This window comes from Acinetobacter sp. UBA991, assembly GCF_002292065.1.
Lineage (GTDB): Bacteria > Pseudomonadota > Gammaproteobacteria > Pseudomonadales > Moraxellaceae > Acinetobacter > Acinetobacter higginsii.
In genome coordinates, this window is sequence record NZ_DBBF01000041.1 from 60,868 (window position 1) to 76,934 (window position 16,067).

The following is a 16,067-nucleotide window of genomic DNA, read 5'->3' on the forward strand; positions in this document are numbered from 1 at the left end:
ACAATTATTCGTATTCATTCTTTGGCTGAACACCAAGGGTGTCCTGTAGCATTTGTAAAGGATGTTCATCCTTAATCACTTGGGTTAGCCATTCATGCAACGGCATTTGACTCCACTTGATGGTTTTCTGCAGCATATAGCTGACAGGACTATGCGGCTCATTCTTTTGAAAATAAGTGGCAATTTCTTGCAATACCCGCATTGCCTGTTCGCGATTTTCGACATGCGATTGAACTTGTGGCTGGAAAGACAGCTGGTTTTGGGGAGCAGAAGATTGTGTCGTCACGGGTTGTACCATCGGCGTTGTCGATGTTTCGATTTCAGTAATGACAGTTTGAGTCGGTTGCTCAAACAAATCGGTCTTATAAATCTTTTTCAGTGTGATATGAATGGTGTCTAAGCTTGAATCGATTGCCGCAAAACTCGGCGAGTCTAAACCAAGCAGACCATCTAAAACCTGTTTCAATGTTGCCCATTGTTGTAGGATCTCATTAAAACTTTGATAGTTTTGACGCTGAAAATTTTTATCTGTATTTGATAAGGCTTGTTCGAATTGCTCTAATTCTGTCGAACCACTTGAACCCTCATAATCATCGCTTTGTTTACGACGGATATTCTCGTGATAAAGAAAGTTGTCGTAGTCGAGCAAATGGTAATAAGGCGCATGATTGATCAAAGAAACTTTTTTGATCAATAGCGGCAGTTGGTTAATCAAGCCCTGTAATAAGCCAATACGTTGATCTAGATCCTCATCTTCAACTTCAGGGTGTAGGGTTAACCAATATTGTTCTAATAAGCGATGGCTAAGCTCGAGACTTTTGGAAATTCCTGCAAAACCATAAAGGTTTGCCCAAGCTTCTGAGAGCCAAGTGAGTAAACGGATATCTTTACTTTTCGATTGGAGTAAATCTATAGATGTCGTTGCAACAAAGTCCCAATCGGCCTGTTTAGGTTCAGTGACCCAGTCACCTTGATCAAGCAGTACATCATCTTGGGTCTTTGCTTTTTTAATCGCATGAAACTCATTTGAAAATGAGTAATCCTCACCACAAGGTGACTGCTCATTAATAGGCGTTAGTAAAGATAAAATATCCATATGCATCACAAATTTGGCTCAATCTTAAAATTTACACTTCAGCTTTGGTTTTTTTAGTTGAACGTTTCTTGGTTACTTTCTCAACTGGATCTAACTGATAGGTAATTTCATCATCTTTAGTATCAATCACAATTAGTTTTGGTAACTTATGTTCCGCGAGAGCCACTAAAATTTCAGTTGCCAATGCAGGAAGGACGGTTGAGTTGAGGATGTTGTCCACATTTCGTGCGCCGCTATCCACTTCGGTACAACGGCTTAACAATAATTCGATTAAATCATCAGAATACTGAACCTTGGTTGCATACTGCTTTTCAATACGATCAACAATTTTCCCAAGCTTGTGTTTAATAATCCGAACCAATAACTCATCATGCAGTGGGAAGTAAGGCACAATGCGCATACGACCAATAAAGGCTGGTTTAAACTGCTTATATAAACTTGGTTTTAGATGTTCGATTAAGTCTTCGGCATGTGGCCATTCTTCTACAGGTTGATTTAAGCATGCCTGCATAATTGCACTTGAGCCTGTATTAGAGGTCAGAATGATTGTGGTGTTTTTAAAGTCAATCACACGACCTTCGCCATCTTCAAGCATTCCCTTGTCGAAGACTTGATAGAATAATTCTTGAACATCACTATGTGCTTTTTCAATCTCATCTAATAGCACGACACTATAAGGATTGCGACGAACGGCTTCGGTGAGAACACCGCCTTGACCATAGCCGACATAGCCAGGAGGGGCACCCTTTAACGATGAGACCGTATGCGCTTCCTGATATTCAGACATATTGATGGTGATGAGGTGATTTTCGCCGCCATACAGCTCATTAGCGAGAGCAAGGGCAGTTTCAGTTTTACCCACACCACTTGGGCCAATCAATAGGAACACACCTTGTGGTTTGTTAGGATCTTCTAATTTTGCTTTAGAGGTTTTAATGCCTTGTACCAATTGAGTGAGCGCATAATCTTGACCCATGACGCGTTCGCCAAGCTTGTCCTCAAGGCTTAGAATTTGTTTGATTTCATCATTCACCATTTTCCCAACTGGAATACCTGTCCAATCTGAAATGATTTCATTGATGATTTGTGCATTGACACGTTCAAATACTAAAGGTGTTTGACCTTGTAATTGTGCTAAGTCCGCTCTTAGTGAAGCAATTTGTGTCTTATTGTCCTGTTCTGTATGTGCATTCAATTGCTGGATTTGTTTAACCAGCGCTAGTTCTTGCTGCCATTTAGTTTCAGTGTCTTGAATTTCTTTGTCTAAGTTTGCAAGTTGCTGATTAAGATCATCTAACCGTTCATGATGGATCGGGAACTGTTGATGTTCGTGGGTAATAATTTGATGTTCTAATTTAAGATTATGTTGTTGTGCTTTGAGTTGATCCAGAATTACAGGTTGTGCATTCTGGGTTAAAGCAACACGGGCAGAAGCGGTATCGAGTACGCTCACTGCTTTATCTGGGAGTTGGCGACCGCTGATATAGCGATGAGAGGCTTGAACTGCAGTAATAATGGCTTGATCTTCAATATGTAAATTGAAGTGACTTTGCATCACTGGAATCATGGCACGTAACATATCGATCGCCACTTCTTCGGTTGGCTCTTCAACTTTGACCACCTGAAAGCGACGGCTGAGGGCTGCATCTTTTTCAAAGTATTGTTTGTACTCAGCCCAAGTTGTTGCTGCAATGGTTCTTAATTCACCACGTGCTAATGCGGGTTTGAGTAAGTTTGCGGCATCATTTTGTCCTGCTTGCCCACCAGCACCAATCATGGTGTGTGCTTCATCAATAAATAAGATGATTGGGTGAGCAGAGGCTTGTACTTCTTGAATCACTTGTTTTAAACGATTTTCAAACTCACCTTTAACGCTTGCACCTGCTTGTAACAGACCCATGTCTAAACTATGCAGCTGTACATTTTTGAGCGCTTCAGGTACTAAGCCTTGTGCAATTTTTAAAGCTAATCCTTCAACAACTGCTGTTTTACCGACACCAGGCTCACCCGTCAAAATTGGATTGTTTTGACGACGACGCATCAAGATATCCAGCATGAGTCGAATTTCAAACTCTCGACCAATAACAGGATCGATACCACCATTTTGAGCTTTTTCAGTCAGATTAATCGTGTATTGATCAAGGGCAGGTGTTTTTGCAGCCGTGATAGTAGATTCAGTGTTTGTTGTTTGTTCAGTACTGTTCGAGGTGTTTTCTGTTTGTGGTTGTTCGCTACTTTTTTCACAAATATCGAGAAACTTATGTTTCATTGTATCGATTGGAAAACGTTCAAATAAGCTTGATGCTCTAAATGCGATTTGTTGTAAATCGGGCGCAGTTAACAATGCTATCAATAAATGACTACTACGTATTAAAGGCGTTTGTTCTGCAGAAGCGAGTAACCATGCTTGTTCAAATAACCGAATGATTGATTTTGCAAAGATGGGCGTACGGGTATTACCTTTAGGTAAAGAAGCAATGGTTTCTTTTAAATCAGTAATTAAGGCATCAGCAGAGATATTATTTTTTTTTAATAAAATGTGTAAATCATTGACTATGTTTTGATTTAATAATTCAACGAATAGATGTTCAATCTCAATTTCATAATTTAATTGGTTAATACAATAGTTTGCAGACTTTTCTAATGCAGTACGAGTAGGAGCTGATAGTTTTGTAATTAAAACTTTTAAGTTACTCATTTATTACTCACAGTAATTTTTAAATACCAAGTGCTATTTACTAACTTCTAACTTGGTATGGTTGTTTTTGCTAGAAATATTTTTTGAATAAAATCAAAAACTTAACATAACTCTGCTCGAGTATACAGATTATTCTACAACAAAAAATGTCACTTTTAAACAAAAAATGCACCAGTTTTAAATTTTTTTTTTACAGGAATGTCTGTCATTAAAATTTAATAATGTTAATAAACGTAACTAGTATTGACTTTGTATGTGTTTTTTTTGTTAAATTCGCGGAAATGATGTAAATGTACAAAAATTGACGAGTAAGAGGGTTTTTTAACAATAATTGTCAGCTCTTCAATTATAAGTTAAATAATGACGAGGCATATTTTGAAAAAAGGTATTGTAATATCAATTCTTTGTATAACAGCAGGTTTAATCGGTAATTCGGCTTTTGCTGATGATAAAGAAATAAAACCAATTAAGTTAAAAAGTAAATGTCTAAAACAGAATCCGTTGGCAGTAAACCAAACGGATCATGCTTTATTAGATATTTATCAACAAGTTTGTGACAAAGATAATGCTTCGCGTGTAAACGATTTATTGGCTCAAGCAGCAATGCGTATGTATGAATTAAAGCAACCGATGAATGCTTTAAAACTGGCAACGCAGTTACAAGAGCAAAATGTACGCGGTGCTACTTTAACGGATGTTACTTTTTTAGCCAGTGTTCAAATTGCCAATGAAGCATTGCAACATATGCGCTCAAGCGAAATGCGCTATTTGAGTAATGAACTCACTTATCCACCAGCAAAACAGCTCAGTGACAGCATCCGTGTTGCTTTACCTGCTCCAGATACCTCAACGAGCAAGGCGATCACCGATGAGTCAGTCAAAAATGAGATGCGAAATACGTCGACCAATAACACAACGCGACGCACAACGAACAGAAAAGTACGTACAACCCAACCAACACGTAGTACTGTTACTCAAACAGTTGCACCGGTGAAACGTCAAACGGCTGTAACACCAACAGTTAGCAAACAAGCAAATACTGTTCAAAAGGCAGGTTCGAATCCATTCGATTCGTTGAAATAATAATCAAGGGTGAAAAGTTATGGCAAAGAGAGAAAGCGTACAGAAGAAACTGCAACGCATACGTCCCCCTCGTGTACAGCTGACATATGATGTCGAAGTTGGTGATGGTAAAGAGTCAAAAGAACTCCCTTTTGTTGTGGGTGTGATGGGGGATTTCTCCGCTGCATCAGAGCTAGAAAAGACCAAATTGAAAGACAAAAAATTTATCAATGTTGATTTAGATAACATTGATGAAGTGATGGAATCTTTGGCTCCGCGTGCGGCTTTCCAAGTTGAAAATACTTTGACGGAAGAAGGTGGGCGCATGTCGGTTGACCTTACTTTCAACTCAATGGAAGACTTCCGCCCAGAGCAAGTAGTTCAACAAGTAGATCCATTACGTAAGCTGGTTGCAGCACGTGAACGTTTGACCGATTTACGTAATAAGATTTCAAACAGCGAACGTTTAGAAGATTTGCTGGATGAAGTATTAAAAAATACCGATCAAGTTCGCCAACTCAGTGCGGAGGCTGAAAATGAGTAATTTACAAGCAGCCGCTGCAGCGAGTGTTGAAGCTGAATCAGCAAATTTGTTGGACTCAATTGTTGAGCAAAGCCGTATTGCCCGTAATGACGATGAGCATGTTCGTGCAAAAAGCTTAATTGGTGAGTTGGCAAAAGAAGTCATGGCAGGAACCATTACTGTTTCTGAAAATATGACCTTGTCAATTGATAAGCGTATTGCGGAAATTGATGCATTAATTTCAAATCAATTGAGTGAAATTATGCACCATGAGCAATTCCAAAAAATCGAATCGACATGGCGTGGTCTTTATTATTTCTGCCAAGAAACACCGTCTAACTCAATGATTAAAATTCGTATGTTGAATACGACGAAAAAAGAGTTGGTGAAAGACTTCCAAGGTGCAACAGATTTTGATCAAAGCACCTTGTTTAAAAAGATTTATGAAGAAGAATATGGCTCATTTGGTGGTGCACCTTATGCAGCGTTGATTGGTGATTTCGAGTTCGATCGTACACCGTCAGATATGTATTTATTGGAACAAATTTCTCATGTTGCTGCAGCAGCACATGCGCCATTTGTTTCGGCAGCAAGCCCAAGCATTCTTGGTCTTGAATCGTTCACTGATATTGATCGTCCACGTGATGTTTCAAAAATCTTTGAAACAGCTGAATACGTGCAATGGCGTTCTTTCCGTGACAGTGAAGATTCTCGTTATGTTGCATTGACCATGCCACACGTCTTAGGCCGCTTGCCGTACCATCCGAAAGAAGGCACTGCAACTGAAGGCTTTAACTTCGTTGAAGATGTTTCTGGCGAAAACCATGATGATTATCTGTGGATGAATGCCGCTTATGCATTCGGAACACGTTTAACCAACGCGTTTGATATGCATGGTTGGTGTGCTGCGATTCGTGGTGTTGAGGGCGGTGGTTTAGTTGAAGGCTTGCCAGTACACACCTTTAAAACCTCAGATGGTGAAGTGGTGTTTAAATGCCCAACTGAAATTGCCATTACAGACCGTCGTGAAAAAGAACTCAGCGACCTTGGCTTTATTCCATTGGTTCACTGCAAGAACACAGATTACGCAGCCTTCTTTGGTGCGCAGTCTGCTCAAAAACCAAAGAAATATGACAGTGATACGGCGAATGCAAACTCTGCACTTTCTAGCCAAATCCAATACATCATGGCGGTATCGCGCATTGCACATTACTTAAAAGCAATGATGCGTGACAAAGTGGGAAGTTTTGCATCTGCAGGCAATGTCGAAGCATTTTTAAATGAATGGCTCTCGCAATATGTCTTGCTAGATGATGGTGCATCTCAAGAAGCAAAAGCACAATATCCGCTTCGTGAGGCATCTGTAAAAGTTGTAGAAGATCCAGCTCAACCGGGTCACTACAAGTCTGTGGTTTTCTTAAGACCACATTTCCAGCTGGATGAGTTGTCTGTTTCTTTACGACTCGTGACTGAACTACCTCAGTCCTCAAATTAACAATGAGATCAGCTAGATAATAACTTTAAATAAAATAGAGGTAATTTTTAAATGAAAGATATATATGTTGAGTTTCGTGGTAAGTACAAGGTAGACGGAGAATCTCGCGATTCTGAACACAAAGGTTGGCTAGAAGTTAACTCTTGGTCTCATAACATTCGTCAACCTAAATCTGCGACTTCTAGTAGCGTAGGTGGCCATACTGCTGAACGTGTTGAGCACTCAGACATGATCTTCGTTAAAGATTTGGATGCAACTAGTCCTAAACTTTGGGAAGCTTGTTCTGCAGGTTATACATTTGATGAAGTACAGATCGATTACTACCGTGCAAATGGTGATAAGCGCATCAAATACTTACAAATCAAATTGAAACACGTTCTTGTTTCTAGCGTAACGCCGACTGTAAACGAAGAAGGTGTTCCAACAGAAACATTTGGTTTGAAATACGCTGCTGTTGAGTGGACTTATAACCAACAAGACATTAACGGTACTGCGAAAGGTGCTGTTACTAAGAAATGGTCACTTTCTAATAACACAGCTTCATACGCTGCGTAATCAGTATCGTGATTTTCTGATAGAGGTTAATAGGTGCCTATTAGCCTCTATTTTTCCAAGATGCTGTTCTTATAAAAATGAATTTAGATCATCTATATCCTTATGGATTCAGATCAACATTATTTGATCGTTTAGTACCAGAGCAAGAAGATTATTTAAGAGGGATGTCGATTCAGCAGTTACGAGAGTCTGTTGCTCGTGATTTGGAAGACTTGTTGAATAGTCGGATCGCACAATTTGATCGAGATATGGATGAATTTCCGCTGGCAAAAAAATCAATTTTGCAGTTCGGAATTATCGATTTCGTAGGCTTGTCGACGGCGAATCCATTGGATCGAGATAAAATTTGTCAATCGATTGAGCAGTCTATTGCAGCACATGAGCCAAGATTGCGGCAGATCAAAGTTGAGATGCTATTAGATGGGCATAATATGGGATCGCTATGTTTAAGTATTCAGGCTTACTTAAATATCCACCCCTTATATGAACCTGTTTTTTTCGATGCTTTACTCAAACCAACAACACAACAATATGTTATTTCTGCCAGAACTTAGTGTGAGCGAACAGTGATAGAGCAACTTTTACCGTATTATGAAAAACAACTACAAGAATTCGGTCAACAATCTCGAGAGTTCGCGCAGAAATATCCAAAGATTGCGCAACGTCTATCACTCAACCAAGAACAAATTGATGACCCGCATATTGAACGCTTAATTCAGGCCTTTTCCCTGATTGCTGCGCGTATTGATAAAAAATTAGCCGATAGCTATGAGCTGTTTACTCATTCTTTATTTGAGGTGATGTTCCCGCAATATTTGCGTCATTTTCCAGCCTGTACTGTGGTCAGTTTTGAAGATACCAATAAACTTAAACAATTAACTGCAGTACATTTGATTCCACAAAAAACAGCGTTGAAGTCACGTAGTTTTAAAGGCGTGCAATGCGAGTTTAACACCAGTAATGAGGTTCGATTATTACCGATCGCATTGACGCATTTGGAGTTTCAAACTTCGCCTAGCACGCATATGCATTTGAATCAAAATGCGACCTTGAGTTTGAAATTTGAAATCTTTAATGATGCCCAACAATGGATTTTGGATGAAAAATTACCGATCTATTTAGATGCTATTTCAAATTTTCCACTGCAAGTTTTGGATAGTATTTTCCGTAAAGATACGGGTTTTGCAATTCGGGTAGGGCAGCGCGTCATTGAGGTAAGTAATCCTTTTGAGGTGATGGGCTTTAGTGAACAAGAAAGTTTATTGCCGATTGATCAGCATACCCATCATGCCTATCGTTTATTGATGGAATATTTTTGTTTCCCTGAGAAGTTTAATTACTTAAATTTGGATTTGAGTGTCCTCAAAGGATTATTGCAGCAGCACAACAGCTTTGAAATTTTGATCCATCTCAAACTTAATTTGAATGATCAAGCCGTGGTCCGTAATTATTCCGAGCTCAATATAGCCAACTTTAAATTATTTACCACACCGGCAATTAATCTGTTTGAAAAGCAGGCCGAACCGCAAAAGATTTCACATACCCAATTACAATATCCATTGGTCACGGATGCGCATCATCCTGAGTTGTATCAAGTCTATTCTATCCTTGAGATGAATATGGTGCGTGAAAAGACCAATCAAGAGCAAACGCATCTTCCTGTATTGCCTTTTTTTGCAATGAGTCATTATCACAATGATAAGGTTCAATTTTTCTATTCTTTAAATTATCTGCCTTCGCAGACGAAAATCATGCAAATGGGTTATTCGATTGTTTCCAAGCATTTGAAACCTTATGAAATCAAATCCGATTTTATTAGTACGCGGTTGCTGTGCTCCAATGGTGATTTGCCACATGAAGCATTAAGTCAGAGCAATAATATTCTGAATTTAAATGACAGTAGTTTGGCAAGACGTGCCTTGATTTTAAAGCGTCCGACATCGCCTTTTCATTTTGATAAAAACAGCAATGAGCAATGGCGCATTATTTCGCATCTTTCGTTGAATACCTTGGCATTGATGAAAGGGGATGCACTGAGTCATGTGAAGGAGCTTTTGGCTTTATATAACTTACCGCATTCCAAAGAAAACATTTTGTTGATTGATGCATTGAAACAGCTCAACTTCTCAACCACCAATAAATTGATGAATGCAAAACCTTTCCCGATGTTTATTCGTGGGGTTAAGGCTGAGCTCTCGGTGAATAAGAGCGTTTTCCGTGGACATAGTCTCTATATTTTTAGCCAGTTATTAAGCCATATTTTCAATTTAAAGGTTCAAATCAATAGTTTTGTTGATGTGGTCGTCAAAGACAGTCTTAACCAGCAGGAGATATACCAATGCGTACAGAACGTTGGTGGCAAGACTCTTCTGTAGTCGACCAAGTTTTTAAAAAGTCAGGTTCATTTGAATTTATTCAATCCACACGCTTGTTACGCCATCATCCACAGGCATCTCAAGTACAGGGTTGGTCTGAAGATTTTAAATTTGGCACCTCATTTAGTTTAAGTTTCCCTGCGACTGAAATTGAAGAACTCAGTTATCAAGATCAGCGTGTCTATTTAACCAATCTGGTGGTAGGACTCACAGGAACACAAGGGGCGCTGCCTTATACTTATACCAATAAATTAAAACAAAGTAGCCGACAGCAGCGACTCGAGATTAAAGAGTTTTTAGGTCTGTTCAATCATAAGCTGACGGCCAAATATGTTGATGCCAGCTTAGCCTATAACTTGGCAGTGCGTTATGAGATTGAACAAGACAATCATTATCTGGACATTCTGCATGCCTTAAATGGCTATATTCGTTCTCAGCATCAACAACAAGATCTAGATGAGTATTTTGCCGAATTTTCTGGTTTGATGCAGGGGCAAAACAATACCGCGCATGCGTTAAAAACAGTGTTGTCATGTGTGTTTAATCAACAGGTTCAGATCCAAGAATTTGTCAAAGAAACCTTTCATCTGGCTGATGAACAGAAGACCAGCCTAGGCGGTAGCAATCCAAGCCTACTGGGTGTGAATACCTTCTGTGGCGATACGGTCCAGCAAATTGATGGCAAAATCGAGATTCAAATTGGGCCATTACCTAGAGAACAATATTTAGCTTTTCTACCTGATCAGCCTTTGAATAAAAAGTTAAAGCACTTGATCCAGACATGGTGCAGCCCAACACTGTTTATTGATGTACGTTTGATTTTGGATAAACGTGAAATCAATCCAATCTGTTTGAATTCTGGGCATCAGGTAGGTCTGGGCCAAGGGGCATTTTTAATGCCATCCGAACAATTACAACATAACACGGAAACACGTTATGCACTTTTAGGAGCCGCATAATGGTGAAGAAAATTTTAGCCACACTCATCAGTTGTTTTATCTTGGTCGGCTTGGTGGTGGTTTATTACTGGCGTGATATTCAATACCAACCAGAATCTGCCGATTTAATTAATTATTTCCTGATTTTGCCAGTCGTGATGACCTTGGTGTTACTGTCACCTTGGCTGATCTATAAGGCATATCAACATTATAAAGAAAAAAAGCAACACGCTTTGCAGGCTGAACAAAATGCAGAGCAGAGCTCAACCGAGTCACAGCCGATTGTACTGGAGAGTAAGTGGTTAACACTGAATCTTTATGCGGCAGGCGCATATAGTGCACTGGGTGAAAATGATTCGATTTTGGAGGGAATCAAGCAGTTTACCAGTCCCCAGTTAGATCAGGATCTGGTGAATTTTCATGGCATCCCTATTCTTTCTTATCGCATTGCAGACTTAGATCAACAGGTCCAAAGCGAGGATGATGAGGAATTGCAGTTCTTGTCGGTTCGACAGCAACGCATCATGGCGCTGATCCATCAACAAATTGAACAGCACACGGAACTTTTGGCTTCGATTTCAGACCACTTAAAGCGGTCTAGTTTGTTTTATGAAAGTCAAAACCTACATGAATACCGGATGCACCCTGCGTGGATTGATCCAGGCTTTTCGGATGATGAAGCGCATGAATCGATTCAGGTGGAACAGGTCTATCGTTTGGATAAGTTAAATCTGCACATTTTATTGTCTGAAGATGTGGTGCATACCTGGAATGACCTGAGTAGCAATGAAAGTATTCAGGCCATTTTTTACGATCTTGGCATCATTCCCCAAAAGTTCCATATTGAATATCACTACCTCAGTGCGGCATCGACTGAGCAACATCTGCTGGAGTTGCTTGAGCGGATTCAAAACCAAGCCCATGAAATTTCATTGATCATTGCGGCAGATTCAGAAATTGATCAAGAAATTATTGATGAAAAATCTTGGGGAGCAAGTGCTTATATTCCTGCGGAATTTGTAAGCAGTAGTTGTCTGGCGAATCTTGCGGTGCAGCTAGAACAGTTACAACCCGAGAAGACCTTTAAGCTGGTCAGTAATCAAAATAATATCGATCAAATTTTCAAAGAGCTGGGAATTGATGATTTACCCCAGTATCAGGCTGAAGAACCTTTTGTATTGGTGGTTGAGGATGGTGCTGATGTCAAGGTGTCCAAAAAATTGGAACAGTTTTTTAAGCAAAGTCCAGTCGAGGCACACCATTATTTGTACTGCAAACCTATTTTTGGACACACCCAAAACGTGGCAAAACTGTTTGGATTAATGTTGGGGGCACATTTTTCTGAGTCAGAGGTTGCCTTTGTTTATGGACAAAATTTACAAGCATTTATCCAAGCTGTTCCTGAGATCACACCAGATCAGGAAAGTGTAGCAATTGCTGATTAATTAACTTTATTAAGAATTCGAGAACTCAATGTATATCATTTTAGGTTATCTGTGGCAGTACATCACGAATCCTAAAGCTATTATTGCTTTATCCTTATTCGTGGCACTGATTTCTTCATACTCGTCTATTCCTCGGCATATCTTTTGGGCATTGGCAGCGACCTATGTATTGGGTTTAATCGTCTATGGTATCTATTGGCTGATTCAAAGAAAACGCCACGCTGAACAAGGTGAAGAACTGGCCAATGCGATTGAGCAAGACAGCCAAGCTGAATATGGTCAACACAAAGACAAAGCCGAGCTACAGTTAATTCAGCAGCAGATGAAAGAATCAATTCAATTGATTCGTAAATCTAAATTGGGTGATAAAAAGGGCAATGCTGCATTGTACGAATTACCTTGGTATATGGTGATTGGTAATCCAGCTGCGGGTAAAAGTTCTGCGATCTATAATTCTGGTTTGAAGTTTCCCTTTGAAGAAACCCATCAGAAAATGGTTTCAGCAGGTTTAAGTGGAACACGAAACTGTGATTGGTTTTTTTCTACAGAAGGGATTTTACTGGATACCGCAGGGCGTTATTCGGTTTATTCCGAAGATCATTCTGAATGGTTGGGCTTTTTAAATATTTTAAAGAAAAATCGTTCCAAAGCACCTGTTAATGGTTTGGTCCTGATTGTTAGTATTGCTGAATTGATCAGCCAGAGTCCTGAGAACTCAATAAAATTAGCCAAAAATCTGCGCGCTCGAATTCAAGACTTAACGGAAAAACTTGAGGTCGTGGTTCCTGTTTATCTGGTCTTTTCTAAAATGGACTTGATTGCAGGCTTTACGGAGTTTTTTGATTGCTATGAGTCGCAAGAATATAATCAGGCATGGGGTGCAACCTTACCTTATGAGCAGAACTCGTCCCAGAATGCAGTGGAATTATTCGAAAAACATTACAGCATTCTTTATGACGGTTTAAAAAGTGTCAGTACTACGCATTTAAGTCGTCGCCATTCGCAGAATATTTCGCCAAGTGTCATGACCTTCCCATTGGAATTTAAAACACTCAAACCTGCGCTAAAAAGTTTTGTCGGCACATTATTTGAAGATAACCCATACCAGTTCCAACCGATTTTCCGTGGTTTCTATTTTACCAGTGCCTTACAAGAAGGTGTGATTGAAAGCCCAATGACGGAGAACATTGCGCAAGAGTTTCAACTGCAGCAAGTTCAGGGCAATGGACAAGACAGCGTAAATGCTTCGCTTGCACCCAACCATGGTTATTTCTTACAAGGTCTATTCTCTAATGTGATTTTACGAGATAAAGATCTGGTGAAACAGCACATCAATCCTGCCAAAAAACGCCAGCGTTATATTGGCTTTATTGCGGCATTGGTTGGGGTTTCTTTGGTCTTGGGCGTTTGGGTCTGGTCATATCGCAATAACCAGCAGTTGATTGCGGATGTACAGGCTGACTTAGATAAAGTGGTGCATCTGGAAAAAACCTCTGGGCAGCAATTATCCACTCAACTCGAAGCCTTATTGATTCTGCAAGAACGCTTGCAACAGCTGGATGAGTTTGATGAGCATCGCCCGCTTAAATTCAGCTTTGGCCTTTACCAAGGCAATCAATTACGCGAGAGCTTAAAAGCCGAGTATTTGAAAGGGATCAAGCAAATTGTTCTGACCCCGACACAGCAAAATATTGCGCAATATTTACAGCGTGTTAAAAACAACGAGGCAACTTTAAAAGCCAATCACGTCAATGTTGAAATCAAACAAGTTGCGAAAACACAGCAGTATTTAGAGCCTTCGGATAGCAATCCACAAGATGCTTATAACGCATTAAAAGCCTATTTGATGATGAGTAACCATGAATATATGGATACCAGTCATTTAAGTGATCAAGTGTCTCGTTTCTGGCGTTCTTGGCTGGATGCCAATCGTGGACAAATGCCGCGTGGTGAGATGATTCAGGATGCAGAGAAGATCCTTTCTTATACCATGACTTTGGCCAATCAAGACGGCTTCCCTGTACTTGAAACCGATGCCCAAGTGGTCGATCAAACCCGTCAAGTTTTATTGTCAGTGATTCGTGGTATGCCCGCACGTGACCGTGTCTATAACGAGATTAAGATGCGTGCAGCGGTACGCTTCCCAGCAGTCACGGTTGGGCAAATTGTGGGTGAACAAAACCGTGCCATTGTTTTAGGTAGCTATGCATTACCGGGTGTGTTTACGCAAAAGGCATGGGATGAGTATGTTGAAAAGGCAATTGATGAAGCTGCGAATAAGCCAACAGACAGCAAAGATTGGGTATTGAATAGTCGTCAATCGGATGATTTAACCTTCTCTGGTAGCCCAGAACAAATCCGCAAACAATTGGTCGCATTGTATAAGCAAGAATATGTGGCGGAATGGAAAAAATTCCTGAACGGCATTTATTATGCCAAAAACGATCAATTTGCTCAGCAAGTGAAGAGTATTGATGTTTTAGGCGAACCACAAAATTCACCAATTCGTACTTTATTACAACGCATTGCAATTGAAACCAACTGGGATAATCCAATTGTACAGGCTGAACTGGCTGTTCCTGAAAAAGGCTTTGTCGCTTGGTTTAAACGTAAAGTTCTAAACAATTCAGATGATAGAGCAGCGGCTCAAGCGATGGATCGTGCCCAAGGTGCAATTTCGCAAGAATATCAAATGTTCTATCAATTGGTACGCAAGCGCGATGATTTACAAGATAAGTCCTTATTCGATGAGTACATGAATAATCTTGCCCAAGTGCGTAGTAAGTTCAATGATCTGAAAACAGCAGGTGAGATTGGTCCAAGTGCTATGGCTTTGGTGAAACAGACTATTAATGATCAAACTTCAGTCTTTAATACCACACAGAAATATGTGGATGAAAAGATGATGGTGGGTCTGAAAGACACCGATCAACAGGTATTACAAAAATTGTTGATGACACCACTGACACAATCATTTGCTAGCTTGATTGTGCCGACTCAGGATGAGTTGAATAAATTGTGGGGTATTCAAGCGTATCAACCATTTAAAACCAATTTGAGCCAGAAATATCCATTTAATTCGGGTGTGACTTTACAGGCCACCAGTAGTGAAATTGGTCAAATCTTTGGTGAGACCGGTAGCATTGCACGCTTTGTAAAAGAAGCTTTAGATCCATTTGTGATTCGCCGTGGTTATGTCTTGACCTCGAAAACATGGAAAGACTTAGGCATTAGCCTAAATCCACAATTTGTGGTGGCATTCCAGCAATATGTGGCACCGATCAATGGCATGGCAACAGGCAGCCTCGATCAACCTGCGGCTGCACCTGTATCCAATCAGTCCAACTTCCAGTTCTATCCATTACCGAACCCGCAATACCTATCGTATACCATTGATATTGATGGTCAGCGCATGGTGTTTGAAAATGGAGTTCAACAATGGGTGAACTTTGTTTGGCCAAATCAGGGAGCAGTTCCAGGCGCACGCATCACGGCAGTTGATTTGGAAGGCAAAACCCATACGATTTTTGAAGAGCCAGGTGAATATGGGATTAACCGTTTGATCGATGCAGCGCAGCGTAAAGAACAAAATGGTAGTTTTGAAATGACATGGACCAGCAAAGCTGAACCATCTTTAACACTGAAAGTGAATTTCCGACTCATTAGTGGTAATAGCTCAGGCAGTATTGGCTCTAGCCGTGGTTATGCAGGCTTGCAACTGGTGGATAAAGTGGTGACAGAGAAAGCGGTACGTGTGGTCTCTGCGCAAGCGACACCTGCGGGGGCTGTAGCAGCTGTCGCTCCAAAACCACAAACGCCAGCGCCTGCCCAGCCAGGAGTAACGCCGTAATGTTAGGGATGATCAGGGAACAGCAGGAGG

Annotated in this window: 11 protein-coding genes; 9 read left to right on the forward strand and 2 right to left on the reverse strand. The window is 40.3% G+C overall.

Annotated features, from left to right (window positions below; translation table 11 throughout):
- Nucleotides 1-4: 4 nt before the first annotated feature.
- A complete protein-coding gene (tssA, locus tag B2727_RS16830) occupies nt 5-1,102 on the reverse strand; it encodes a type VI secretion system protein TssA (protein ID WP_033133148.1) in 1,098 nt (365 codons plus the stop codon).
- A gap of 25 nt (nt 1,103-1,127) precedes the next feature.
- A complete protein-coding gene (gene tssH, locus B2727_RS16835) occupies nt 1,128-3,794 on the reverse strand; it encodes a type VI secretion system ATPase TssH (RefSeq protein WP_033133147.1) in 2,667 nt (888 codons plus the stop codon).
- A gap of 375 nt (nt 3,795-4,169) precedes the next feature.
- On the opposite strand from tssH, the gene B2727_RS16840 reads away from it, so the two are divergent.
- The 9 genes from B2727_RS16840 (at nt 4,170) to tssM (ending at nt 16,037) form a co-directional block, all read left to right on the forward strand.
- Nucleotides 4,170-4,877 (forward strand): hypothetical protein, encoded by a 708-nt coding sequence (locus B2727_RS16840; RefSeq protein WP_033133202.1) that lies wholly within the window; start codon nt 4,170-4,172, stop codon nt 4,875-4,877.
- Nucleotides 4,878-4,896: 19 nt separating this feature from the next.
- Nucleotides 4,897-5,400: a type VI secretion system contractile sheath small subunit gene (gene tssB, locus B2727_RS16845; RefSeq protein WP_004805522.1), complete on the forward strand. Its 504-nt coding sequence runs from the start codon at nt 4,897-4,899 to the stop codon at nt 5,398-5,400.
- A complete protein-coding gene (gene tssC / locus B2727_RS16850) occupies nt 5,393-6,874 on the forward strand; it encodes a type VI secretion system contractile sheath large subunit (protein WP_005190398.1) in 1,482 nt (493 codons plus the stop codon). Before tssB ends, tssC begins: the two co-directional genes overlap by 8 nt.
- Before the next feature lie 51 nt (nt 6,875-6,925).
- Nucleotides 6,926-7,429, forward strand: coding sequence for an Hcp family type VI secretion system effector (locus B2727_RS16855; RefSeq protein WP_004654761.1), 504 nt, complete (start codon nt 6,926-6,928; stop codon nt 7,427-7,429).
- Between the two features lie 77 nt (nt 7,430-7,506).
- Complete coding sequence (gene tssE / locus B2727_RS16860; RefSeq protein WP_004654759.1) at nt 7,507-7,983, forward strand: type VI secretion system baseplate subunit TssE; 477 nt, start codon at nt 7,507-7,509, stop codon at nt 7,981-7,983.
- Between the two features lie 12 nt (nt 7,984-7,995).
- Nucleotides 7,996-9,804, forward strand: a complete 1,809-nt coding sequence (gene tssF, locus B2727_RS16865) for a type VI secretion system baseplate subunit TssF (RefSeq protein WP_033133146.1) — start codon at nt 7,996-7,998, stop codon at nt 9,802-9,804.
- The gene (gene tssG / locus B2727_RS16870; RefSeq protein WP_033133145.1) at nt 9,768-10,763 is read left to right on the forward strand and encodes a type VI secretion system baseplate subunit TssG; all 996 of its coding nucleotides are present in this window, start codon (nt 9,768-9,770) and stop codon (nt 10,761-10,763) included. Before tssF ends, tssG begins: the two co-directional genes overlap by 37 nt.
- A complete protein-coding gene (locus tag B2727_RS16875; RefSeq protein WP_033133144.1) occupies nt 10,763-12,187 on the forward strand; it encodes a hypothetical protein in 1,425 nt (474 codons plus the stop codon). The genes tssG and B2727_RS16875 overlap by 1 nt, the downstream gene beginning before the upstream one ends.
- Before the next feature lie 28 nt (nt 12,188-12,215).
- A complete protein-coding gene (gene tssM / locus B2727_RS16880; protein WP_033133143.1) occupies nt 12,216-16,037 on the forward strand; it encodes a type VI secretion system membrane subunit TssM in 3,822 nt (1,273 codons plus the stop codon).
- Nucleotides 16,038-16,067 lie beyond the last annotated feature (30 nt).